Origin of the sequence: Exiguobacterium sp. s46 (assembly GCF_018618875.1) — a bacterium.
In the GTDB taxonomy this organism is placed as follows: Bacteria; Bacillota; Bacilli; order Exiguobacteriales; family Exiguobacteriaceae; genus Exiguobacterium_A; species Exiguobacterium_A abrahamii.
Map to the genome: position 1 here is coordinate 460,501 of NZ_JACSMY010000001.1, position 22,002 is coordinate 482,502.

At 49.0% G+C, this 22,002-nt stretch carries 20 protein-coding genes; 16 read left to right on the forward strand and 4 right to left on the reverse strand.

Annotated features, from left to right (window positions below):
• Positions 1-28 precede the first annotated feature (28 nt).
• Both KNQ08_RS02355 and KNQ08_RS02360 read left to right on the forward strand, forming a co-directional pair.
• Positions 29-1,213, forward strand: a complete 1,185-nt coding sequence (locus KNQ08_RS02355) for an RtcB family protein (protein ID WP_149427058.1) — start codon at positions 29-31, stop codon at positions 1,211-1,213.
• A gap of 33 nt (positions 1,214-1,246) precedes the next feature.
• The gene (locus tag KNQ08_RS02360) at positions 1,247-1,828 is read left to right on the forward strand and encodes a hypothetical protein (RefSeq protein WP_214804494.1); all 582 of its coding nucleotides are present in this window, start codon (positions 1,247-1,249) and stop codon (positions 1,826-1,828) included.
• A 33-nt stretch (positions 1,829-1,861) separates the two neighbouring features.
• Here the strand turns inward: KNQ08_RS02360 and KNQ08_RS02365 are convergent, their stop codons facing one another.
• Complete coding sequence (locus KNQ08_RS02365; protein WP_050678322.1) at positions 1,862-2,356, reverse strand: hypothetical protein; 495 nt, start codon at positions 2,354-2,356, stop codon at positions 1,862-1,864.
• A 257-nt stretch (positions 2,357-2,613) separates the two neighbouring features.
• On the opposite strand from KNQ08_RS02365, the gene acnA reads away from it, so the two are divergent.
• The 10 genes from acnA to KNQ08_RS02415 all read left to right on the forward strand — a co-directional run bounded on the left by acnA (position 2,614) and on the right by KNQ08_RS02415 (position 13,895).
• On the forward strand, positions 2,614-5,340 hold the full coding sequence (gene acnA / locus KNQ08_RS02370) for an aconitate hydratase AcnA (RefSeq protein WP_023467797.1): 2,727 nt from the start codon (positions 2,614-2,616) through the stop codon (positions 5,338-5,340).
• 57 nt (positions 5,341-5,397) lie between these two features.
• Positions 5,398-5,862 carry a DUF3939 domain-containing protein gene (locus tag KNQ08_RS02375; RefSeq protein WP_064300184.1) on the forward strand — a complete coding sequence of 155 codons (465 nt, stop codon included), beginning with the start codon at positions 5,398-5,400 and terminating at the stop codon, positions 5,860-5,862.
• Positions 5,863-6,051: 189 nt separating this feature from the next.
• A complete protein-coding gene (locus tag KNQ08_RS02380; RefSeq protein ID WP_029341277.1) occupies positions 6,052-6,759 on the forward strand; it encodes a hypothetical protein in 708 nt (235 codons plus the stop codon).
• A 76-nt stretch (positions 6,760-6,835) separates the two neighbouring features.
• Positions 6,836-9,079: an AAA family ATPase gene (locus tag KNQ08_RS02385; protein WP_023467800.1), complete on the forward strand. Its 2,244-nt coding sequence runs from the start codon at positions 6,836-6,838 to the stop codon at positions 9,077-9,079.
• 12 nt (positions 9,080-9,091) lie between these two features.
• Entirely contained in the window at positions 9,092-9,529 is a 438-nt protein-coding gene (locus tag KNQ08_RS02390; protein WP_023467801.1) for an acyl-CoA thioesterase, read from the forward strand.
• Between the two features lie 236 nt (positions 9,530-9,765).
• Positions 9,766-10,797 carry a M15 family metallopeptidase gene (locus KNQ08_RS02395; RefSeq protein WP_214804496.1) on the forward strand — a complete coding sequence of 344 codons (1,032 nt, stop codon included), beginning with the start codon at positions 9,766-9,768 and terminating at the stop codon, positions 10,795-10,797.
• A gap of 17 nt (positions 10,798-10,814) precedes the next feature.
• The gene (plsY, locus tag KNQ08_RS02400; RefSeq protein ID WP_029341281.1) at positions 10,815-11,429 is read left to right on the forward strand and encodes a glycerol-3-phosphate 1-O-acyltransferase PlsY; all 615 of its coding nucleotides are present in this window, start codon (positions 10,815-10,817) and stop codon (positions 11,427-11,429) included.
• 191 nt (positions 11,430-11,620) lie between these two features.
• On the forward strand, positions 11,621-12,385 hold the full coding sequence (locus KNQ08_RS02405) for a DeoR/GlpR family DNA-binding transcription regulator (RefSeq protein WP_047391234.1): 765 nt from the start codon (positions 11,621-11,623) through the stop codon (positions 12,383-12,385).
• 25 nt (positions 12,386-12,410) lie between these two features.
• Positions 12,411-13,073: a copper homeostasis protein CutC gene (locus tag KNQ08_RS02410; RefSeq protein WP_214804498.1), complete on the forward strand. Its 663-nt coding sequence runs from the start codon at positions 12,411-12,413 to the stop codon at positions 13,071-13,073.
• Positions 13,074-13,259: 186 nt separating this feature from the next.
• Positions 13,260-13,895, forward strand: a complete 636-nt coding sequence (locus tag KNQ08_RS02415; RefSeq protein WP_023467806.1) for a DUF975 family protein — start codon at positions 13,260-13,262, stop codon at positions 13,893-13,895.
• A 51-nt stretch (positions 13,896-13,946) separates the two neighbouring features.
• On the opposite strand, the gene KNQ08_RS02420 is transcribed toward KNQ08_RS02415, so the two are convergent.
• Both KNQ08_RS02420 and KNQ08_RS02425 read right to left on the reverse strand, forming a co-directional pair.
• Positions 13,947-14,828 carry an NAD(P)-dependent oxidoreductase gene (locus tag KNQ08_RS02420; protein WP_214804500.1) on the reverse strand — a complete coding sequence of 294 codons (882 nt, stop codon included), beginning with the start codon at positions 14,826-14,828 and terminating at the stop codon, positions 13,947-13,949.
• Positions 14,825-16,570 (reverse strand): ABC transporter ATP-binding protein, encoded by a 1,746-nt coding sequence (locus KNQ08_RS02425; RefSeq protein ID WP_214804502.1) that lies wholly within the window; start codon positions 16,568-16,570, stop codon positions 14,825-14,827. The genes KNQ08_RS02420 and KNQ08_RS02425 overlap by 4 nt, the downstream gene beginning before the upstream one ends.
• Before the next feature lie 124 nt (positions 16,571-16,694).
• Here KNQ08_RS02425 and KNQ08_RS02430 point away from each other — a divergent pair, with 124 nt between their 5' ends.
• The 4 genes from KNQ08_RS02430 to KNQ08_RS02445 all read left to right on the forward strand — a co-directional run bounded on the left by KNQ08_RS02430 (position 16,695) and on the right by KNQ08_RS02445 (position 20,959).
• Positions 16,695-17,126, forward strand: coding sequence for a YaiI/YqxD family protein (locus KNQ08_RS02430; RefSeq protein ID WP_058265220.1), 432 nt, complete (start codon positions 16,695-16,697; stop codon positions 17,124-17,126).
• A gap of 83 nt (positions 17,127-17,209) precedes the next feature.
• Complete coding sequence (locus KNQ08_RS02435) at positions 17,210-18,844, forward strand: ATP-binding protein (protein WP_241492571.1); 1,635 nt, start codon at positions 17,210-17,212, stop codon at positions 18,842-18,844.
• A 32-nt stretch (positions 18,845-18,876) separates the two neighbouring features.
• On the forward strand, positions 18,877-20,631 hold the full coding sequence (locus KNQ08_RS02440; RefSeq protein ID WP_353049214.1) for an EAL domain-containing protein: 1,755 nt from the start codon (positions 18,877-18,879) through the stop codon (positions 20,629-20,631).
• Between the two features lie 61 nt (positions 20,632-20,692).
• The gene (locus KNQ08_RS02445; RefSeq protein WP_214804504.1) at positions 20,693-20,959 is read left to right on the forward strand and encodes a hypothetical protein; all 267 of its coding nucleotides are present in this window, start codon (positions 20,693-20,695) and stop codon (positions 20,957-20,959) included.
• A gap of 76 nt (positions 20,960-21,035) precedes the next feature.
• On the opposite strand, the gene KNQ08_RS02450 is transcribed toward KNQ08_RS02445, so the two are convergent.
• Positions 21,036-22,001, reverse strand: a complete 966-nt coding sequence (locus KNQ08_RS02450; RefSeq protein ID WP_214804506.1) for a DUF4003 family protein — start codon at positions 21,999-22,001, stop codon at positions 21,036-21,038.
• Between the last annotated feature and the right edge of the window lies 1 nt (position 22,002).

A 22,002-nucleotide genomic window follows, 5' to 3' on the forward strand; every position in this document is an offset into this window, starting at 1 on the left:
AATGGATAGGAAAGAAAGGAACGATCGTATGAAAACAATTCAAGGCACGTATGGGGAAGCAAAGATTTTCACGGATAACGTCGACGACCTGACGATTAAGCAAGTCACAGCTATGTTAGAGGAACAATTTGCGACAGACAGTCGCGTCCGGATCATGCCGGATTGTCATGCTGGAAAAGGATCTGTCATCGGAACGACGATGCATGTGACGGACGAGGTCGTACCGAACCTCGTCGGTGTCGATATCGGTTGCGGCATGTTATGTACACGACTTGCTGAACAAGAACCAATCGATTATGCGAAACTTGACGCGACGATTCAGCGTCTCGTTCCAAGTGGCATGTCGGTACGTCAGCAAGCTCATCCATTGTCCGAACAGGTACCGTTTGATCAAGTGCTTGCACCGTTTAACGAGACACGGGCACGATTATCAATCGGTACGCTTGGTGGAGGGAATCATTTCATCGAACTGAACCAGGATGCAGCAGGACAGCGCTATCTCGTCATTCATTCTGGTAGTCGCAATCTTGGGAAGACGATTGCCGAACATTATCAAGCAGAAGCGGAAACGGCACGCTTCCAATTTGACGCGGACCGAGTCATCGCCGAATTGAAGCAACAAGGGCGCGAGTCGGAGATTCAAGCCACCTTACAGCAATTGAAGGAAAAACGGTCTACGTTTAACAAAGATTTAGCATCTGTTTCCGGCGAAGCGATGGAGCGTTACCTCCATGATCTTAAGATTGCCCAACGATACGCAGCATTGAACCGTCAGGCGATGACCGAGGTCATTTTCGAGGCGATGGGATGGACGGTAGCGGATCAATTCGATACGATCCACAACTATATCGATCTTGACGCAATGATTCTAAGAAAAGGTGCCATCTCTGCAAAAGCCGGCGAGCGGGCAATCATTCCGATGAACATGCGTGACGGCTCCTTAATCGTCGTCGGAAAAGGCAATCCCGATTGGAACTATTCCGCGCCACATGGAGCAGGTCGTATCATGTCGCGGTCAAAAGCATTCAAAACAGTGGAACTGGATGCGTTCGAAAAGACGATGACCGATGTCTGGTCAAGTTCAGTCGTCGCATCGACACGTGACGAGTCGCCGTTCGTCTATAAACCGATGGACGAAATCATCCGTAACACGAAAGAAACGGTCGATGTCGTCGAGATCATTAAACCGCTGTACAACTTTAAGGCGAAATGATGGAAGGGTATCAACAATGGGGGAGGATGTTCTATGAACTATAAGGGGACTATGCTGATTCTGTTTTCAAGTGTGTTTTTAATCGCTGGATGCACGGATGAGGCGGTTATGACGGAACAGAAAAAAGTAGAAGTCAAAACTACTACACATACGAATCAGAAGACGAATCAGACGAAACACCCCATCTTAAATCCAGTTCAGTATGAAAAGCTGTTCAAGCATATGAATGAACACTTGAAGATGGATCAGTTTCAGTTGAAGGCAAGTACGATCGGTGCAGACTTCACGGCTGTCGACCAATCCTTAAGTTTTGGGAAGAGACGATGGTTAACGGTTGACGGAACGATTGACACGCCATCGACTCAGGAGACACTTTATTTTGAAAACCAAAAACAAGATACGCAGTTAGCGATTCATTTTGCGTATACGGATCGATACATAGGCAATGATCTGGTTCAGTATCAATCAAACGGTGATTACGGCGAGCTCCTCATCATCAGCTACAAAAATATCCTCATAACCGTGCAACACAATTCTTTACAGAAAGTCGATTCAGACACGACACAGGAAGCAGCAAAACAGGTAATCCAGGAATTAAAAAACGTTCCCGCCTAAAACGAGAACGTAAAGAAGACAACTTTGATTTGATTAGACTGCACCATCCGGTAATGTCTCACCTGTCCGGCGAATCGTCGCGCCAAGTTCAGCGGCAATCGCATTGACGGCTTCTGAATCTTCGTTGACTTCACTGATCAAGATGACACCGTAATGGTCAGGATTGATCTGATTCAGTGTCCGGTTGAATAAATCAAACGATTCCCGTTCGTTCTTCTCATCCCGGTTCGCACCGATCAAGTAACCAGCAACGGAGCCGACGAGCATACCGAACGGGCCACCGACGACACCGATTGCCATGCCGATCAATGAGCCTTTGAAGGATTGGTCCTGTTGCGTGAAGTCGATGGCATCGATGAAAGAGAAGCCCTCTGCTTCGTCACGTTTTGCGAGAACCATCTGATCCATCTCGATTTCCTTGATTGCCTCGAGATCCTTAATCATCGCAAAGCCTGTTTTTGCTTTTTCTAAATCACTGAAAATGATTGTCGTAATGACGTGCGTTGCATCGCTTTTATATTTCGCCATAATAAACGCCTCCACAAGAATCGGATATCGTACTACACTTTTTAAGTACCCTGAACATTCTAAATGGAAACGCGAGACTGGAAATATGAGAAAAACAGGACAACAGAATAATTTTCTAATATCGGCAATAAGTAAAACTTATCGAAAGTCTTTTGTTCTTTCAAATTGTAACGGAATCCATATTATACTATGATAGAACTGTACAAGTAAGCGGTATCAGGGGCTTGATGTCGTGAACACTTAAAGGGGGAATCACCATGAAGCAAACAGATGTGTCGCAAGATGTCTTTGGCGCACGCCGTTCGTTTGAAGCAAACGGTAAGAATTATCAGTACTATAGTCTTGAAAAATTGGAAGAACTCGGATTGACGGAAGTCAAACGTCTTCCATACTCGATTCGTGTCCTACTCGAGTCAGTACTTCGTCAACAAGATGGTCGTTCGATCACACGTGAACACGTCGAGAACTTGGCGAAATGGGGAACAGCTCAAGTTTCGAACGATGTCGATGTTCCGTTCAAACCGTCACGCGTTATCCTTCAGGATTTCACAGGTGTTCCAACGGTCGTTGACCTCGCGTCACTTCGTAAAGCGATGCAAGATCTCGGTGGAGACCCATCGGTCATCAACCCAGAAGTACCAGTCGACCTCGTCGTTGACCACTCGGTTCAAGTCGATGCTTACGGTTTTGCTGGAGCACTTGCAGAAAACATGGATCTCGAATTCGAACGTAACGAAGAGCGTTACAAATTACTTCGCTGGGCGACATCGGCATTCGATAACTACCGTGCCGTACCACCAGCAACAGGGATCGTCCACCAAGTTAACCTCGAGTACTTGGCATCTGTCGTCCTCGAAAAGGAAACAGCAGATGGTACAGTTGATGTGTACCCGGATACACTCGTCGGAACGGACTCACACACGACGATGATCAACGGTCTTGGCGTCCTCGGTTGGGGAGTCGGTGGGATCGAAGCGGAAGCGGGCATGCTCGGACAGCCATCGTTCTTCCCAGTACCAGAAGTCATCGGTGTACGCATTACAGGTGAGATGCACCCAGGAACGACAGCAACAGACGTTGCCCTTCGTGTAACGGAAATGCTCCGTCAAGAGAACGTCGTCGGTAAATTCGTCGAGTTCTTCGGTCCATCACTCCACTTGATGTCATTATCTGACCGGGCAACAATCGCGAACATGGCGCCAGAATATGGTGCAACATGTGGATTCTTCCCAGTCGACACAGAAACATTGACGTACCTTCGTCTGACAGGTCGCGATGAAGAATTGATCGAAAAAGTCGAGAACTACTCGAAAGCAAACGGTTTGTTCTACACGCCACAAAACGAAGATCCAACATTCACGAAAACAGTCGAACTCGATCTTTCGACGATCGTTCCTGCCCTTGCTGGACCAAAACGTCCACAAGACCGGATCGATTTGACGGATGTTCATACATCATTCAAAAAAGCGTTGACGGCTCCACAAGGAAACGCTGGATTCGGCTTAGCCGAAGAAGAAGCGAACAAAGTCGCTGTCGTTCAGTTCGAAGACGAAGCAGTTGAAATGCGTACGGGTGACGTGGCAATCGCTGCGATCACGAGCTGTACGAACACATCAAACCCATACGTCATGATCGGTGCGGGACTCGTCGCGAAAAAAGCGATCGAACTCGGTCTTTCGGTTCCGAAATACGTCAAGACATCACTTGCGCCAGGATCGAAGGTCGTTACGGATTACCTCGAGAAATCAGGACTACAAACGTACCTTGATGAACTCGGCTTCAACACGGTCGGTTACGGCTGTACGACATGTATCGGGAACTCCGGTCCACTCGACCGCGCTGTCGAAGACGCGATCCTCGGTTCAGACTTACTCGTTTCGTCTGTCCTCTCCGGTAACCGTAACTTCGAAGGTCGTGTCCACCCGCTCGTCAAAGCGAACTACTTGGCTTCACCGCCACTCGTCGTCGCGTATGCCCTTGCAGGAACAGTCGACGTCGATATCATGAACGCGTCACTCGGAACAGGCAAAGACGGACAAGAAGTCTTCTTCGCGGACATCTGGCCTTCACGTGATGAGATCCAAACGATCATCAACACGGTCGTCACACCAGAAAGCTTCCGTGCAGAATACGATTCAGTCTTCACAGGAAACGAACGTTGGAACAACCTTGACGTGCCAACAGGGGATCAGTACGACTTCGACGGTGAGTCGACGTACATCCAAAACCCACCGTTCTTCGAGAACTTGGCGAAGGAAGCTGGTCAAGTCGAAGCCCTCAACGGACTCCGTGTCTTCGGTAAGTTCGCTGATTCGGTCACGACGGACCACATCTCACCAGCGGGTTCATTCTCGAAAACGACACCAGCCGGTCAATACCTCGTCAATAAAGGGGTTGCACCAAAAGACTTCAACTCATACGGTTCACGTCGTGGTAACCACGAAATCATGATGCGCGGAACGTTCGCGAACATCCGCATCCGTAACCAAGTCGCACCAGGTACAGAAGGTGGCTTCACGACGTACTGGCCAACAGGCGAAACGATGGCGATGTACGATGCTGCAATGAAGTACAAAGAAGATGGCACAGGTCTCGTCATCCTCGCTGGTAAAGATTACGGTATGGGTTCTTCACGTGACTGGGCAGCAAAAGGAACGAACTTGCTCGGCGTCAAAGCCGTCATCGCGGAGAGCTTCGAGCGGATTCACCGTTCAAACCTCGTCATGATGGGTGTTCTTCCACTGCAATACGTGGCAGGTACGACAGCTGAAACACTTGGTTTAACAGGTGAAGAAGCAATCAGCATCGCAATCGATGAGTCTGTTCGTCCACGTGACATCGTTAAAGTCACAGCGACAGCGGCAGACGGAAAAGTCACTGAGTTTGAAGCGATCGCTCGTTTCGATTCAGAAGTCGACATCGATTACTACCGTCACGGCGGGATCCTTCCAATGGTCCTTCGTGAGCGTCTCCAACAAGCATAAGTTGTCTAATCAAAGGTGGGGGAAACCCCACCTTTTTTTGACGAGAGGAGGAAAAAGGTGAACCGATTCAAGAAGTGGTTTCAACCGAAGGACGATCAGCCGTTGCCGATGCGTGACGTGACGCTTGATGAAGTCAAACAAGCGACGCATGCCTTTGAATCCGAACTACCGAAAGGAACGAATCGGACAGTGCTTCTAGATAATGAGCAACGCATCGACTTAAAGCAGCTGGAGCCGTATTTGAAAGCACGTTCGACACAAGTGTTTTACATGTCGCGTGAGACATTCACCATCATGGAGGCAAAAGACCGGGAACTTGTCTATGAGATGGATCATGTCCAGGTTGCCGTCGATCGCTATTTTGACCGGGTGAAGAAACTCCCGTTGAAACCGTATAGCAAAACGTTCCAAGTCGACTGCGCGATGTTGTTTCAAGATGGCTATTTGCGTGAAATGCCGCATCATAGCTATTACTTGGTCGATGAGTCGATGATCGTCTCGCTGACGCCGAAGGAAGCATAAACGTAATCAAGGGTGGACCGAATTCATTTGGTTCGCCTTTTTTGTCGTCCTGACCGTTTTCTGATTTGTTCAAAAGTCTGACGAATTTAGTCAGAAATCGTGAAATCTCGGACAAACCCTTTGTATTCTCCTTATAAAACCGATACGATGATAAGGAATAGAGACTTGAGCTAGGAAGGTGTACATGGCATGACGAAACGAACGAGCACGTGGATTGCAGTAGCAATCGTGGCAATGGCGATCCTCCTTGCCTACAATTTTTATCTCTTGAACAAGACGCAGACCGCAAGCGATGAAAAAGCCGCGACGGTCAAACCGTTTTATACGATGACACGCATCCAATATGTTGAGAAGAAGCTCGCGACGAAAAAAGATGAACTTGAATCACGCACGTATGAAGTCGTCTTTAATGACAAAGGTCATTTTCGGACAGAAGTCGTAGATGGTCCGTCAAAAGGATCGCTTGCGATCTGGAACGGGACGATGTTCCGTGAGTATGATGCGACAGGGAAGTTAGTCAATGAGACGAAAGCGGGCAAGAGTGTCAGTGCGCCGCGCCCATTCCTCTCACGTGGCTTCAACGAACAGATCCTCGCTTTCATCAACAAAGGTGACTTTGGACAAGTCGAGGGAGAAGCGGACATCGCCGGAATGGCAGCGGACGTGTATGTGAAAAAAGAACCGTCCAGCACGGTACCAGAAGAATGGATCAAACAATATCCATCGATTTTCGATAAAGAAAATAACCAAGAACAAGCAACATATTATGTCGCTTCCGACCGTTCGAAAGTACTCGGTGCGGAGTCACGCAATAACGGTAAATTGTTCTACTCTGTCAAGATGAAGAGTTTTGAAACGATCGATACGTTCGATCCGGATTGGTTAAAAGCAAAATAAACAAGAAACGACCGGCGATGACGCTACGAAACGGTAGCGGACAAAGTCGGTTTTTTCGAGACGCAGGAGGTTCAACATGGAAGCATTCTCGAAAGAGGAGATGTTCAATCAAATCAAAGCGTGGGAAGAGGGCGCGAAGGTCGAGGAGGTGCTCGCCTTACGGTATGCTCAAAGTAGCCGGTTGCTTGGAGAAACGGAAGCACTCGTCCGCATCTTGGCGTTACTCGTCGAACATCGATATATCATGACGGGACGACTGGATGCCTTAGCTGAGAGTTGGATGCAAGAAATCCGTCAGCATGGTCGATTGCCAGCTCGTCTTGAGCAATTGTTGACGGAACAACAATTACAAAGTACGTATCAGCGCCTTGTCGCGCATACGTTTCCGACGATTCGCGAGACGGACAATGCGAACGCCAAACGATCAGCGACGAAAGAACTGATTCTCCAAGCAAGTCAAATCGTCGAGGAGACGGAACAAATCGTCGAACTGACGGAACGACTGCGTCGGTTGGATGCCGGACGCTGGACGGAACTGTTCGAAGCTGGAACGGCATTACTGCGTTCGAGTGCCACGCTTGAACAGACAGCGCAGACATTCGTCGATAGCTTGCAAGAGCGTTTCTATTCCCGGGAAGCGTTTCGCGAGATGACGGAACTGAAAGCGACGACGATCCAGGATCTCAAACGTGTCGTCGCTTTGCTCCCCGTCGAAAGCAAACAAGTCGAACGCTCAGCACTCGAGGAACTTGACGCGATGATTGGTCTCGAAGACATCAAACAACGGGTCCATCATATGTATCGCTTCTTGAAGTATCAACAGAAGCGATCGGAAGATGGCTACCGTTCAAGCGATCAACCATCGCTACACATGATCTTCATGGGTAATCCCGGAACCGGGAAAACAACCCTTGCCCGTCTGATGGCAAAGATCTATCACGAGCTCGGACTTCTCGAACGACCGGAAGTCGTCGAGACGGATCGTTCGTCACTCGTCGGTGCGTTCGTCGGTCAGACGGAAGAACAGGTCATGAGTAAAGTCCGCGAAGCCGTCGGAGGGGTGCTCTTCATCGATGAAGCCTATGCCTTAAAACGTGCCGGACAAAGTGGGAACGATTATGGTCAGGCCGCGATTGATACGCTCGTCGCAGCGATGACGAGTGGGGAATATGCAGGGCGATTTGCGGTCGTGCTTGCTGGATACCCAGAAGAGATGCGTGATTTCCTGAAGGCGAATCCTGGACTCCGGAGCCGTTTCCCGGAATCAAATCATTATCTACTCGCCGACTATACGGATCAGGAGCTGCTCGCCATCGGACGGTCGATCGCGACTGCGAACGATTACGTCTTGACGGAACAAGCAGAGCGGGCGTTGCTCGGTCGTCTGGAACGAGAACGGGTTGACGCCAGTTTCGGAAATGGACGCGCCGTCCGTAATATCGTGCTTGATGCGATCTTCAAGAAGGGATCAAGCCTTGGAGAGAGTGCCAGTCACGAAGACTTTGCCTTACTTGAACAAGAAGACTTCGAGATGGTGCAAGAACCGGATGCAACCGTTGAGGAGCGGATCGCTTCGCTCGTCGGATTGTCTGATCTTAAAGATGAACTCAAACAGATTGAAGCTCTGTTGTCGATGCAAAAACGTCGCCGGGAAGCTGGTTATAAAGTCTTACCGGTCGAACTACATGCGGTCTTTAGCGGCAATAGCGGAACCGGAAAGACGACCGTCGCGCAGCTCTATGCCGATGTCTTACGACAATGCGGTTATTTAAAACGGGGACACTTGAAAGTCGTCAGCCGGGCGGATCTTGTCTCTGGTTACGTCGGACAAACGGCGCAAAAGACGCGAGACGCAATTCGCGATGCGCTGGGTGGTGTCTTATTCATCGATGAAGCGTATGCGTTAAACGGTGGAGCGAACGACTTTGGAAAGGAAGCGATTGATACGCTCGTGGATGAGATGACGAAACATCAAGACAATCTCGTCGTCGTCCTTGCGGGTTACGAGCAACAGATGAACGCTTTGCTTGCGAGTAACCCAGGATTGAAATCACGCTTCAAACGGTCATTCCACTTCCCCAATTACTCGCCAGACGAGTTGATTCAAATCATTGAAGGATACGCAGCGCGGTTCGGATACGAGCTGACGGAGGACGCACGATTGACGCTTACCGAGAAGATTGATGTCGTTCCAAACGGAAACGCACGGGCGGCGATCACGATCGTCGAACAGGCGATCGCGAAGCAGTCGATGCGATTAATTGACAAAGTTAGCTTATCCGGTTCAGAATGGTCCTATCTTGAAAAAGAGGATTTTTAAGGGGGAAGCTACATGCACACGATTGAAATACCTGTCCGCTACGCCGAGACGGACATGATGGGCATCGTCTATCATTCGAATTATCTCGTTTATTTGGAACTCGCACGGACAGAATTGATCCAGTCTTTGGGTCTTGATTACAAGGAGATGGAAGATGCGGGTTATGTCTCCCCGGTCACGAATGTCAATCTCGATTACAAACGCTCGTTGACGTACGGTGATACAGCGGTCGTCACAGTCTGGATTGATCATTACGATGGATTACGGACGATTTATGGTTATACGGTCAAACATCCGGACGGGAAGCTTGCGGTATCTGCGAAGACGACACATGTCGTCGTCAAGAAGGAAAACTTCCGACCGATTCGCTTGCCGAAGGTGTTCCCGAACTGGCACGAAATTTATGAGAAGATGAGTGAGACGGACGCAGCACTCTTAACGGAAGCGTGAAGAAATACATCAAAAGCGGGATCGATTTTTGAATCGGTTCCGCTTTTTTCTTTTTTCAGTCTGGACAGTAAAAGTTAGCACTTGGTACTAACGACCGATGACAAAGTCAGGATCATTTGCGAAAATAAAGAAGCTGAAGTAAGGTAGGGACTTACTCTATCTGTCGGAAGTAGACTCGACGGATGGAACGATTAGCGGTAACATAGAGAAGCATAAAAAGAAGAGGGGTCTTACTCATGAAAAAAATCGTAACCGTCAGTACGTTAGCGCTTCTCCTTGCAGGATGTAATCCTGGGGATCAACAAGCGGATGATACAACGAAAACGGAACAGAAATCAGATGAGACAAAACAATCAAACGAAGAAACGAAAAAAGAAGACACAGCAAAAGACACGAACAAAGAAGAAACAAACAAAACAGACGAAACAACAAAAGGCGATACGTCAGAAGAAGCAAAACAAGAAGACAATTCGTCTGATGCGGCAACGCAAGAAGATCAAGAATCTTCAGATGAGACGAAAAAAGAAGAAGAACAAAAAGACGATACACCAGCTTCAGAGAACAAAAGAGAAGACAAAAAAGACGAATCGACGGATAAACCGGACAGTTCATCTCAGGATCCAGAACAAGAAAAACCGTCGAAACCAGAAGATGAGACACCGGACGTCGATAAATCAGCAGAAGCCAAAGCGGATCTATCACTTGGTAATCTTGTCGTCGTCAATAAGAAATACAGCTTGCCAATCGACTACAAACCATCGGATCTCGTCGTCCCAGACGTCAGCTTCTCATACTCAGGTGTACTTGAGCAAAGCTACATGCGGGCGCCAGCTGCGAAACAGATGGAGAAGATGTTTGCCGCTGCTAAAAAAGAAGGCGTGACATTGAACGCTGTCAGTGGATTCCGTTCAGGCGAACGTCAAAAAGTATTGTATAATAATTATGTCGCACGTGATGGCAAGGCGGCTGCTGATCAATATTCAGCACGTCCTGGTCATAGTGAGCACCAGACGGGTCTCACTTTCGATATTTCGGCACCAAGCGTTGGTAACGGATTGACAGCTGCCCTTGGTGATACGAAAGAAGGAAAATGGATCGCGAATAACGCAGCGAAATATGGTTTCATCGTGCGCTACGATCGTGGCTTCCAATCACGGACAGGCTATACGTATGAGCCATGGCACATTCGTTATGTCGGTGTCGATGCCGCGACACAAATTAAAAATAACGGACAGACTCTTGAGGAATATATGAAAGTCGGTCACTAAGAGGTTGGAGGTTGACTATGATTGAAATCATAGGGATTTTAGTTCTTGGCTATCTGCTTGGTTCGATACCGTTCGCACTTCTTGTCGGGAAGTGGGGACACGGGATGGATATTCGCCAACACGGTAGCGGGAATCTCGGAACGACGAATACGTTCCGTGTCTTGGGAAAAAAGGCGGGAATCATCGTATTGATCGGTGATTTCGGAAAAGGAGCCGTCGCAAGTCTCGTTCCAATCTTGATGGGAGCAGATATACATCCGTTGTTTGCTGGACTAGCAGCTGTCATCGGTCACATCTATCCGATCTTCGCGAAGTTCAAAGGCGGAAAGGCAGTTGCGACGTCCGGAGGGATGTTGCTCGTGACGAGCCCTGTTCTGTTCATCTTCCTGCTCGTTTCCTTTTTGACGACACTTCGTCTGAGCCGTATGGTGTCGCTCAGTTCAATCGTGGCAGCAAGTGTCGGAATCGTTGTTTCCATCACGATTGGTGTCTTGACGAACGACTGGATCGTTCCGACGTTCTTTACGGTTCTTGCCTTGTTCGTCATCTTCAAGCACCGCGAGAACATCCAACGGATTCGCCAAGGTACAGAGTCTAAGATTCCACTCTTTGCAAAGAAACCGTCTGAATGAGTCATTAAGACGCATCTACATCTCGTTCATTGAGATGCGGATGCGTCTTTTGTTTGTGGAAAAAGTCGGATAACGGACGAATTCAACGACATTTCATAGGAACTACACGTTTATTTACATCGGATTTACAAGACCTTTACAGATGTTCGATACACTAGAACTAGAACTTGTCTGTGAAGGGGGAAGCGCACGTGTCGTTGTTAGGAGAAGAGCGGAAATCACGCATCATGGAATGGCTGGAAGAGGAAGGGAAAGTCATGACGAAGGATTTGATCGAACGTCTCGATGTCTCGGGAGAAACGGTACGACGCTACTTAGAGGAGCTCGAACGGGAACGGCAGTTGAAGCGCGTCTATGGCGGTGCCATCTATCAAGGAGGAAAACGAGAAACACCGATCTCGCGTCGGACGGATCAGTTGTCTCGCCGTTTAGCGCGTTATGCGAAAGGATGGCTCAGCGATTATTCCTGTATCTTTCTTGGTCGAGGCGAGCCGGTCGAGCATCTGTTGCCGTATTTAACGGGGAACGCGACGATCGTCACGAACTCACTAGTGGTCGCTAGTCACTTGGAGCAGTGCCGCAAGACGGGACCGTTCAAAGGTGAAATTCGGTTACTTGGTGGGACGGTCGATGCCTATGGGCAGACGGTCGGAGTCGAAGTCTTGCAGGCGCTCGATGCCTACGCTTTTGATGCCTGTTTTCTATCGTTTGACGGTGCCGAAATCGAGCGTGGCTTTGTCAGCGATGATATTGAATCCTCGCTGATTCAAAAAGCCGTCATCAGCTGTACGAAGGACGTCTATGCCTTTTTGGCAAATGATGAATTCCAGGGCAATCGTAAATATAAGGTGGCGGAGTTCCGCCGTGCGAAGATCGTTCTCAGTCCAGCCTCCTATCCACCATCGTGGGAGATGAAACTGTTCAACGAACGCGTGAACTGGATGGTCGTCTCATGATACACTGATGCGGGAGGGATGCATCATGTTAGAAATCATCGCATCGACCGTAGAAGAAGCGGTCGCAGCAGAACAAGCCGGAGCGGACCGGATCGAGCTCGTTTCCGCATTATCCGAAGGGGGATTGACGCCGAGCTATGGACTGATTCGTCAAGTCGTCTCGACGGTCGAGATTCCAGTTCACGTCCTCGTGCGACCACATAGTAAGTCGTTCGTCTATTCGAAATCAGACGAAGAGACGATCATCACGGATATCGACTTGATCCGTGAACTCGGTGCTGCCGGGATCGTCGTCGGCTCATTGACCGCAGACGGTCGTGTCGACGAAGGCTTCCTTGGTCGAATCATCAAACATAAAGGGGAACTGTCACTGACGTTCCACCGGGCGATCGACAGTAGTCGCGATATTCTCGAAGCGGCAGAAGTACTCGCTGATTTTCCGGAAGTCGACCGAATCTTGACGTCAGGTGGTCAAGCGACGGCGGTAGAAGGAAAAGAGACAATCGCGCGCTTGATCGAGGATCATCCGGACTTGATCATCTTACCAGGGTCCGGAATCACGCTTGAGAATGCGGAAACGCTTCTCAAAGCGACGAAGGCATCGGAACTGCATGTGGGATCCGCGGTCTTACAAGACGGTATCATTCAAAAAGAACGTGTTGAAGCATTGACGCGACTTCTTGGCTAATCCTATACCGCACGAATCCATTTTTCGAATCTGATGAGATGAGAGAAATGGATTTTTTTGTATGTCTTCGTGACGGATTTTCGACGATTCCGTGACGCGCTTGAAAAGCAGAGTGGGATAACTAGGTTTTTCAACAGGACTACGCTAGAATCAAAGATGGAAATAGTGGAAATGAAGGAGTACGACATGATACCAAAACAATTAAAACAAGACGCCCTTGGTACACTAAAAGGACGCTGGCTGGTCGGGCTAAGCATCTCGATCATCTACTTCCTTATCTTTGCGCTTGCAGCGAGCCGGATGTCCTTTGACCAAGATGACATCGACAGCATGGTCCGTTTCATCGGACTGAACATGGTCGTAACGATCGTCCTTGCTCCGGTGACGGTCGGACGAACGATTGCTTACTTACGCTTCACACGCGGGGAGTCTGCCGGCATCGGAACGTTATTCGAAGGATTTTCTTCGTTTCGACGTGCTTTCCGGACGATTGCCGCTTACGCGATCGTGACGGTATTGGTCTATGTCGGATCATTTTTGATCTTACCGGCATTGTACTTTTATCTAGCGTATCGCCTCGTTCCGTATATCTTGGTCGACCGACCGGAATTGTCGTTTTGGCAAGTCCTCGGTGAGAGTCGTCGGATGATGAAAGGGCATAAGCGTGAACTGATCATGCTTTACCTGAGTTTCATCGGCTGGGGTATCCTCGCACTACTTAGTACTGTGGGGGTCATCTTCTTGACGCCGTATTTCGATACGACGATGGCACACTTCTATGAACGCTTGAAACCAACACGTCAATCATCCGTCGAGGGATGAACGAAAAAAGCCTGTACATTACGTCAGTAGACGTAGCGTACAGGCTTTTGCTCATTCTACCGAAGCGCGTGAACGTTCGGCGAGCAACAGATAAAGCGCTTGTGTACCGGAATCAGCATGACCCAGCTCAGCAAGTTGTTCATATAAATCCTTCGTCAGTGCAAGACCAGGTGTCGCGATGCCCATCTCAGCACCGCGTTCGAGAGCAAGCCGCATATCCTTGATGAAGTGTTTGACGAAGAAACCAGGTGAGTAGTTTTCAGCGATGACGCGTGGAATCAAGTTCTCAAGACTCCAGCTACCGGCAGAACCAGATTTGATCGTCTCGATGAACTGCGTCGGATCAATCCCGGACCGCGTGACGAACAACAGCATCTCCGCTGTTCCGATCATCGAGCCGGCAATCGCGATTTGGTTCGCGAGTTTCGCTGATTGTCCTTTACCAGGACCACCGAAGAGTGAAATCGATTTTCCCATCGCCTCAAATAATGGCTTCGCTTGTACGAAAGCCGCTTCTTCACCACCGACGAGAATAGCGAGTGTCCCGTTCTTCGCACCGAGGTCACCACCTGTGACAGGTGCGTCCAGTGCCTGAAGACCGCGTGCTTTCGCTTCCTGCGCGATGCGTTCTGCAAGAGCCGGACTAGATGTCGTCATGTCAATCAGAATCGTTCCTGGTGCCGCATGATCGAGGATTCCGTCTTCGAAGTAGATTTGCTCGACGTCTTGCGGATAACCGACGATCGAGATGACGACGTCGACATCCGTGACGACGTCTTGAATCGTATCGACGATTTCGACACCATCTGCTTCAAGGACGAGCCCTTTTTCTTTCGTGCGATTGTATCCTTTGACTGTAAAACCTGCCTTGCGCAGATTGCGGACCATGCCTTGTCCCATGACACCTAATCCGATGAAACCGACTGTCTTCATACGTGATTCCCCCTTGCACGTTCCGTGCCGATGAATTGTTGCGTTACGAGCTTATTATACAATGGATTGTCGACGACAAGGCGATCATGTGTCCCGATACCGGAAATCCGACCATCTTCAAGGACGATGATTTGATCGGCATGACGAACTGTCGCGAGACGATGGGCGATGACGAACGTCGTCCGTCCGACCATCAATCGCTCGAGTGCTTCCTGAACGACCCGCTCGGACTCGGAGTCGAGGCTAGACGTGGCTTCATCCAGCAATAGAATTTCCGGATCTCGGAGGAGTGCACGTGCGATCGCAATCCGTTGGCGTTGACCACCAGACAACTTGACGCCCCGTTCTCCGATTTCAGTTGCATACCCCTCCGGAAAACGTTCAATGAACGTATCGGCATTCGCCATCCGTGCAGCCTCCCGGATTTTGTCTTCACTGACGTCTTCCGCAAGACCATAGACGAGATTGTCACGGATCGTTCCTGACAAAACAGGGGAGTCTTGGGCGACATAACCGATCGCTTGGCGCCAAGACGATAGTGTCAAATCAGAGATGGATTGATCTCCGAGTCGAATCTGCCCGGACGTCGGTTGATAGAATCGCTCCAGTATCGCGAATAATGTCGTCTTCCCGGATCCACTCGGACCGACGATCGCTGTCGTCTTGCCGCGTGGTAACGTAAAGCTGACATCCTGTAGGATGGGCGTCTCATTGTATCCGAATGATAGGTGATCGACCGTGACGTCCGTGAACGGACGCGGCGCAACAAGCGCTCCAGGTGCTTCCGGTGTCTCATCGAGAAGCTCGATGATCCGTTCTGTCGCCCCGCGAGCCTTCTGTAACTTCGTGATGAATTCAGTCATCGTCACGAGTGGCGTCATGATTTGGAACAAATAGAGTGAGAAGGCGACGAGTTCACCTGCTGTGATCTGGTTCGTCGCGACGCGGTAGGCACCAAAGCCGATGATCAAGATCAACATCGTCGTCAAGGTGACGTTAAAGATTGGCAACAAAAGGGCTTGGATTCGTCCTTCCTTGACGCCATAGCCATAAAGATTCTCAATGCGAGTTTTCCCACGGTCGAGCTCATAGGATTCAGTCGCTTGCGATTTGACGAGTCGGACTTCACCGAGCATCTCGGCAAAAAAACCGGATAATCCTGCGAGTTCCTTCTGAGTCTCACGAGATATCTTATGCAACTTCCGCACGAGCGGGATGATGATTAGTAGCGTCACGGGTACAGCGATGACCATGACAAGTGTCATTTGCCAGTCGAGGAAGAACAGGATCGTGATCGCCCCGATGATCGAGACGAGTGATGTCAGCAGGCGGACAAGTTGCTCCGACAGCAATTGCTGGAGTGTCGTAGCGTCACTGTTGAGTCGCGAGACGAGCTCGCCAGATTTCGTCTCATCATAGAACGGAATCGATAAGGTCAACAGGTGTTTCCATAGGAGCGTCCGCAAATTAGCGACGATTCGTTGACCGACGATCTGTAACCAATAGATGGATAAAGCATTCGCGACGACTTGGACGACGAAGACGATCACAAATAAACTGATCAACTGCGGAGTCAGTCGATCGACTGTAAAACCGTCAATCAACGTCTTTAAGAACCAAGGAATGGCGAGGGCAGCCAGCGCTTGGATGACGGAGACGGAAACAGCGGCGGATAATAATCCGACCGGGGGTTTCGTTTTTTTCAATAACAGGTAAAAAGATTGGAACGTCGCAGCGTTCATTTCAACACATCCTCTCTTTTCCATTGTCCGAAAGAACGAAGAAACGGTCAAATGGGAAACGCGACTTGACAAGAAATCTTTTGGTTTGTGACACTGATAGTGGAACCAACAATGGAGGATACAGATGTCTATTTTCGTAGATGCGGACGGATGTCCCGTTGTCGATCTCGTCATTCGACACCGACAGGGACGTGACGTCTTTTTAGTTTGTGATACAGCACACCAGATGATGCGGGAGGGGGCGACGACGATCACGGTCGGACAAGGACCAGATGCCGTCGATTACGCGATCGTCAATCGGATGAAACGTGGTGATCTCGTCGTGACCCAAGACTACGGTCTAGCAGCACTCGTCTTAGCGCGAGGAGGACTCGCGATCGACCAAAATGGTCGTCAGTTTACGAACGAGAATATCGATCTATTGCTTCATACACGCCATGTCGGACAACAAATCCGACGAGCGGGTGGACGGACGAAAGGACCGAAAAAACGGACGCGCGATGCGGATCGGGCATTTGAAGAGGCATTTCGTGCATTAGTGCAAACCAGCATATAAAGAAGACAGTACTCGAACTGTCGATCAAATAGGGACCATGCTATAATTTGTAACAGGAATGCATTCAGAAAGGAGGATACACGTTGAAACGAATCTTACGCGACCACTCGAAGGACCGTCCTTACCGATTGCGCCAAGGAACGGTTCCGGCATCAGCTGAGGCACGACTCACATCACTCGATCAACGTGAAATCAATCGATTACAACAGAATTTACGGGAAGTCGAACTGAAATTGAAGCAACGCAATGAGATCATGGAAGCTTTAGCGACGCAAAATGTCGAAGCGGCCTGTGAGACCGTCCTGACGATCTTGTTGCAACTGCTCGATGTAAAAGAAGGTGCCATCCTCTTGTACCGTCGTGAACAGTTGAATCATTTCGTCGCGCAAGGCATCGACGAGATGGAGCTGATTGAAAAAGATCTTGATCAATATTCGGTCTTACGTCGGGCGTTCGTCATGCGTAAATCGGTTCAATTACCGATTGGCGATCAGTTCGAATCGGCGATTCCCGTCCAATCTCCAAGTAATGGACAAGTCGTCGGGTTACTTTATATTCGTCATGCTTTTCCTCAGTTCAATCTAGAGCAAGTCGGGGACTTACTTGATCTATCACGAAAACTCGGAATGACGCTTGAACGCCATCTATTATTCCATCAGATGGAGCATGAAAAGATCAAGACGTATCAGCTCCTCGACTCGATTCGGGAAGCTGTCCTATACATCGAGAGTAGTGGGGAACAGATCTATGCGAACCAAGCTTTGTTGAACATGTTTCCACCGAAGCTCGTCAATCAAGCGCAAGGATTCCGCCACGCCTACGAACGGGCGACGTCGCTGTTTGAACATGTCGATCAGCCAGACGCACTCCATGACTACATCGGTCAACTGATGAATGGAGATATTCCGGGAGAAACGATCGAACTATCAGCGTTTCGGGGGAACTTGCTACTCAGTGCTTACGCCGAGCGGATTGCGATCGCAAACGTCGAGTGGGGCATGATGCTCGTCTTACGGGACGTGACGAAAGATAAGGAACTTGATCTTAAGCAGGCAGAATTCGTCTCGATCGTGTCGCACGAGTTGCGGACACCGCTCTCTTCCATCATGGGCTTCACGGAATTATTGATGAAACGAGAAGTGGATCCGAAGCGCCAAAAGCGATATTTGCAGACGATTCATTCAGAAACCGTTCGTTTGGCGGAATTGATCAATGACATCTTGGAAATTCAAAAAGGAGAAGATTCGACGCATGGGACGCAAAAAGAACCGCTTGATGTGAAACAATTGATGTTCGAGATGAAACCGATGTTTGATCTCGCGAGTCGCGCGCATCGCATCAGTGTCCAGTTCGATCCAGGCACCTATACGATTTCAGCAAGCAGTGAAAAGATGAAACAGCTGTTCACGAACTTGATCATGAACGCGATTAAATATTCACCTGAAGGTGGCGCAATCCGGATCAAAGGGTCAAACCAGTCGGATCAATTACGGATTGAGATTTCGGACGAAGGGCTCGGTATACCAGAGAAAGCCCTACCTTATATCTTTGATAAGTTTTACCGAGCAGATAACTCGGATACACGTAAAATCGGTGGAACCGGCTTAGGACTCGCGATTTGTCGGATGATCGTGCTTGATCATGGTGGAGCTATTTCCGTCCAATCAACGGAAGGAGAGGGCAGTACCTTCATCATTCAACTCCCGCTCGACGCATGACCGACAATCGACTGAGAAAGGAGGAAGACACGGTGAATAATTCACACATTCGTTATGAAGCATTGCATCCGCTCGTCGAAGAGATTCTTGAAAAACTGAGTGAACGAATCGGCGTCAATACGTTATTTTTTGCATTGAACGACTCCTATAGCAATTTCGTCGTCAAGGCGATCAATCAAGAACGACAATTGATTGAAGAAGGCTCGACCCATGTCTTCCAACATGTCCTCTGTAAGTTGGTCGTCGATGAGACGGACGGGAAGGTCTCGATCAATGAATTGCTCAATGACCCGTTGACGGTCAATCATCCGGTCACGAAAGCTCTTGGGAACGGAAGTTTCATGGGAGTGGCAATCAAGAATGCTGAGAATGAGAAGATCGGGACGTTGTGCGCCTTCGACGATCAACCATTCGACTTCAAGGAGCAGGATATTGCACTTGTGGAACATTACGCTGACATCATTAGTAAATCAATCAACGTTGAAACGTATGTCATCAAAGACGCTTTGACAGATGTCTATAACGAACGCTATATGAATCGTTTAATTTCGAGTGTGACGATTCATCCAGCTTTCTTGATGGTCTTGAACCTCGACCGTTTTCATGCGATCAATGCTACGCACGGTTACCGGATAGGGAATGAAGTGTTGCGTGAAATTGCAAGTCGTCTAAAATATGTACCGTTACCGAATCATGTCGTCGGACGGATGGATGGTAATGAGTTCGTCGTATTGGCAGAACTTGAGCAAGAGCAAGAATTCGAACAGCATGCAATAGACTATGCCCGCATCGTCACGGAAGCGATCGAGCAACCAATCGTTGGTGTCGCGGACGAACCGATTCACGTGACGGCATCGTCTGGTGTCAGTCTCTTGACGGGTGACATGGCGAGTCGTCAGACGCAGATTTATGCAGCGGAAGCTTTGATGCAACAAGTCAAACACGAGGGAAAACGACGGACCTCGTTCGTCAATCCAAACCGGCATGCGGAACAGCACCCGTTTGCATCGGTCCTTGAATCAGAGCTGTCGCATGCACTGGAACGGGGACAGTTCGAACTTTATTACCAATGGATCGTCGATGCGAAACAAGAACATTATGTCGCGGTAGAAGCACTTTTACGCTGGAACCATCCAGTGCTTGGCTTTGTCAGTCCGACGGATTTCATTCCGATTGCTGAGAAGATGGAGATTTTTCCGGACATCGGTCGATTTACGATCTGTCAGGCCATCTTGGACCAAATACGGCTAGAAGAAACGTTTGGTCGTAAGATTTCCGTCGCTGTCAATCTATCGGCAAATCAGTTCGAGTCGGATCAACTCTTTTCCGAGTTAATTCGACTAACAGAAGAGTCTTACTTCCCGAATGAACGTCTCATTCTAGAAATTCGTGAGGAAGTACTGCAAACACGTCGTCGTTTTGCGATCAAACGCTTGGAACAGTTACGCCAAGCAGGCTATCGTCTGACCGTCGATCATTTCGGTAGTCATTATGCGTCGCTCAATTCGTTGTTACGCCTGCCTGTTCAAGCGGTCAAACTCGATCCAATCTTTACGCGTCGACTCGTTCAAAATCAGCTGGAACGTTCGATGATTCGCTCTGTCCATTCCTTGACGTCGACGTTGAACATCGCGCTCGTGATTCAGGAAGTCGAAACACCGTCACAGCTGCAGCACATTCAAACGTTAGATGAGTTGTTGTATGTGCAAGGATACGAGGTCCATCATCCTCAACCCATCGATCAACTACTCGTCGAGGACATCATACGAGGGCGTGCTGAGGTTTAACCGTTCTTCAGTCGGGAATACCTTAAAAGGTAGAACAAGTACATTTTAAGGGGGATGCCAAATGGCTGATCAACACGATAAAGAAACGGATCCGATTACTTCAGGTAACCGAATGACGAAGGATGAGATTGCGGGGCGTGATCCGCAGGACCATGCGGAGGTTCCGGAAAAATCGAAGGATGAAAAAGAATCGAAGCATCCAGATCAAGAAGCAGACACATCAAGTGAAGAAGCTTCAAGTGAAGAGGCTCCCGATTTGTCCCATGCTTCAGATGAAGATGGCGATGTCCAGCCTTCTGATGATGACAACCAACAAGATAAAGAATGACTAAAAATAAGGGTAATCGACGTTCGGCAGTAATGCCACGCGTCGATTACCCTTTTTAGTGTAGTGTTTTCGAATGTTACTCTCCACCCCCACCGCCGTCACCACCACCATCAAATCCTCCGTCGATCCCGCCGTCTGTCGCATGGGACGTGTCGGTCAAATCAACAGGGAAGAGTAAGAACGGAATCGCGTCGGCGCCGTCCGGTGGGAGAATCGAAGATGGGAAGAGCTGTTGCAGGATCGTTTGTTGACTCAAGTATAATCGGATTGCCGTCAAATAGACTAAGTCCTTCCGGTATTTAAAATGTAAATCAGAGCGTAACGCCTCTGCCATTTGTTCGAGTGACGAAGCGTGAACGTTTGGGTCACCGAGTAACGCAAGCATGCCGTGGAATGACAGCGGAACATGGTGTTTACGATGTATCTTACGGGATGCCTCCACTTGTGCGATATAGCGATCCCAATCGTCTTCAGGCAATAAAGCGAATATCAAGGCGACGACATACGTCTGTTGAGCGCGACCGAATCGCCGTTTGAGTAGTTGATAGACCGTTTCGATACGCGAGGCGAGTTCGTCTAACTCACCGCGTGTCGTAGCGTGAAAATAGACGAAAGAGATCAATAGCGGTGACACGATGAACCGATGTTGTTTTTTGAGGCGTGTGTATAATTGTACCGTTCGTTCAAGTACCTTGTCCTGTGGAGTAAGACGACTGATGAACAGGGCAGTAGAGTAGGCATTCAAGGGATGCGACAAGCGATGCGATTTGAAATAGCCATGAATCGACATCATCTCAGCAATCCGACTCGGTGTGTGGGCGTCAAAGGCATGAATCTTCGAAGCAAGTAATAATGCCTGGGTGGTTTGTGTATGCAAGCGTATTTTTAAGTCATCTGCTGTCTCAAGCAACACACTTGCGGAAACCTGCTCCGTTCCGATCGTCCGGTCGAATGCTAGTTCGATGAGAATACCATCCTGATAGGTTCTGAATTCTGGTCCGATGTGATCCAGCTGTCGCAAGAAAGTCGTCGCGATCTCCATG

Excerpts from the sequence above, each read along its gene's own strand:
- KNQ08_RS02355 (WP_149427058.1), top strand. The coding sequence starts at position 29 with ATGAAAACAATTCAAGGCACGTATGGGGAAGCAAAGATTTTCACGGAT.
- KNQ08_RS02360 (WP_214804494.1), top strand. The coding sequence starts at position 1,247 with ATGAACTATAAGGGGACTATGCTGATTCTGTTTTCAAGTGTGTTTTTA.
- KNQ08_RS02365 (WP_050678322.1), bottom strand. The coding sequence starts at position 2,356 with ATGGCGAAATATAAAAGCGATGCAACGCACGTCATTACGACAATCATT.
- acnA (WP_023467797.1), top strand. The coding sequence starts at position 2,614 with ATGAAGCAAACAGATGTGTCGCAAGATGTCTTTGGCGCACGCCGTTCG.
- KNQ08_RS02380 (WP_029341277.1), top strand. The coding sequence starts at position 6,052 with ATGACGAAACGAACGAGCACGTGGATTGCAGTAGCAATCGTGGCAATG.
- KNQ08_RS02385 (WP_023467800.1), top strand. The coding sequence starts at position 6,836 with ATGGAAGCATTCTCGAAAGAGGAGATGTTCAATCAAATCAAAGCGTGG.
- KNQ08_RS02390 (WP_023467801.1), top strand. The coding sequence starts at position 9,092 with ATGCACACGATTGAAATACCTGTCCGCTACGCCGAGACGGACATGATG.
- KNQ08_RS02395 (WP_214804496.1), top strand. The coding sequence starts at position 9,766 with ATGAAAAAAATCGTAACCGTCAGTACGTTAGCGCTTCTCCTTGCAGGA.
- plsY (WP_029341281.1), top strand. The coding sequence starts at position 10,815 with ATGATTGAAATCATAGGGATTTTAGTTCTTGGCTATCTGCTTGGTTCG.
- KNQ08_RS02410 (WP_214804498.1), top strand. The coding sequence starts at position 12,411 with ATGTTAGAAATCATCGCATCGACCGTAGAAGAAGCGGTCGCAGCAGAA.
- KNQ08_RS02415 (WP_023467806.1), top strand. The coding sequence starts at position 13,260 with ATGATACCAAAACAATTAAAACAAGACGCCCTTGGTACACTAAAAGGA.
- KNQ08_RS02420 (WP_214804500.1), bottom strand. The coding sequence starts at position 14,828 with ATGAAGACAGTCGGTTTCATCGGATTAGGTGTCATGGGACAAGGCATG.
- KNQ08_RS02425 (WP_214804502.1), bottom strand. The coding sequence starts at position 16,570 with ATGAACGCTGCGACGTTCCAATCTTTTTACCTGTTATTGAAAAAAACG.
- KNQ08_RS02430 (WP_058265220.1), top strand. The coding sequence starts at position 16,695 with ATGTCTATTTTCGTAGATGCGGACGGATGTCCCGTTGTCGATCTCGTC.
- KNQ08_RS02445 (WP_214804504.1), top strand. The coding sequence starts at position 20,693 with ATGGCTGATCAACACGATAAAGAAACGGATCCGATTACTTCAGGTAAC.
- KNQ08_RS02450 (WP_214804506.1), bottom strand. The coding sequence starts at position 22,001 with ATGGAGATCGCGACGACTTTCTTGCGACAGCTGGATCACATCGGACCA.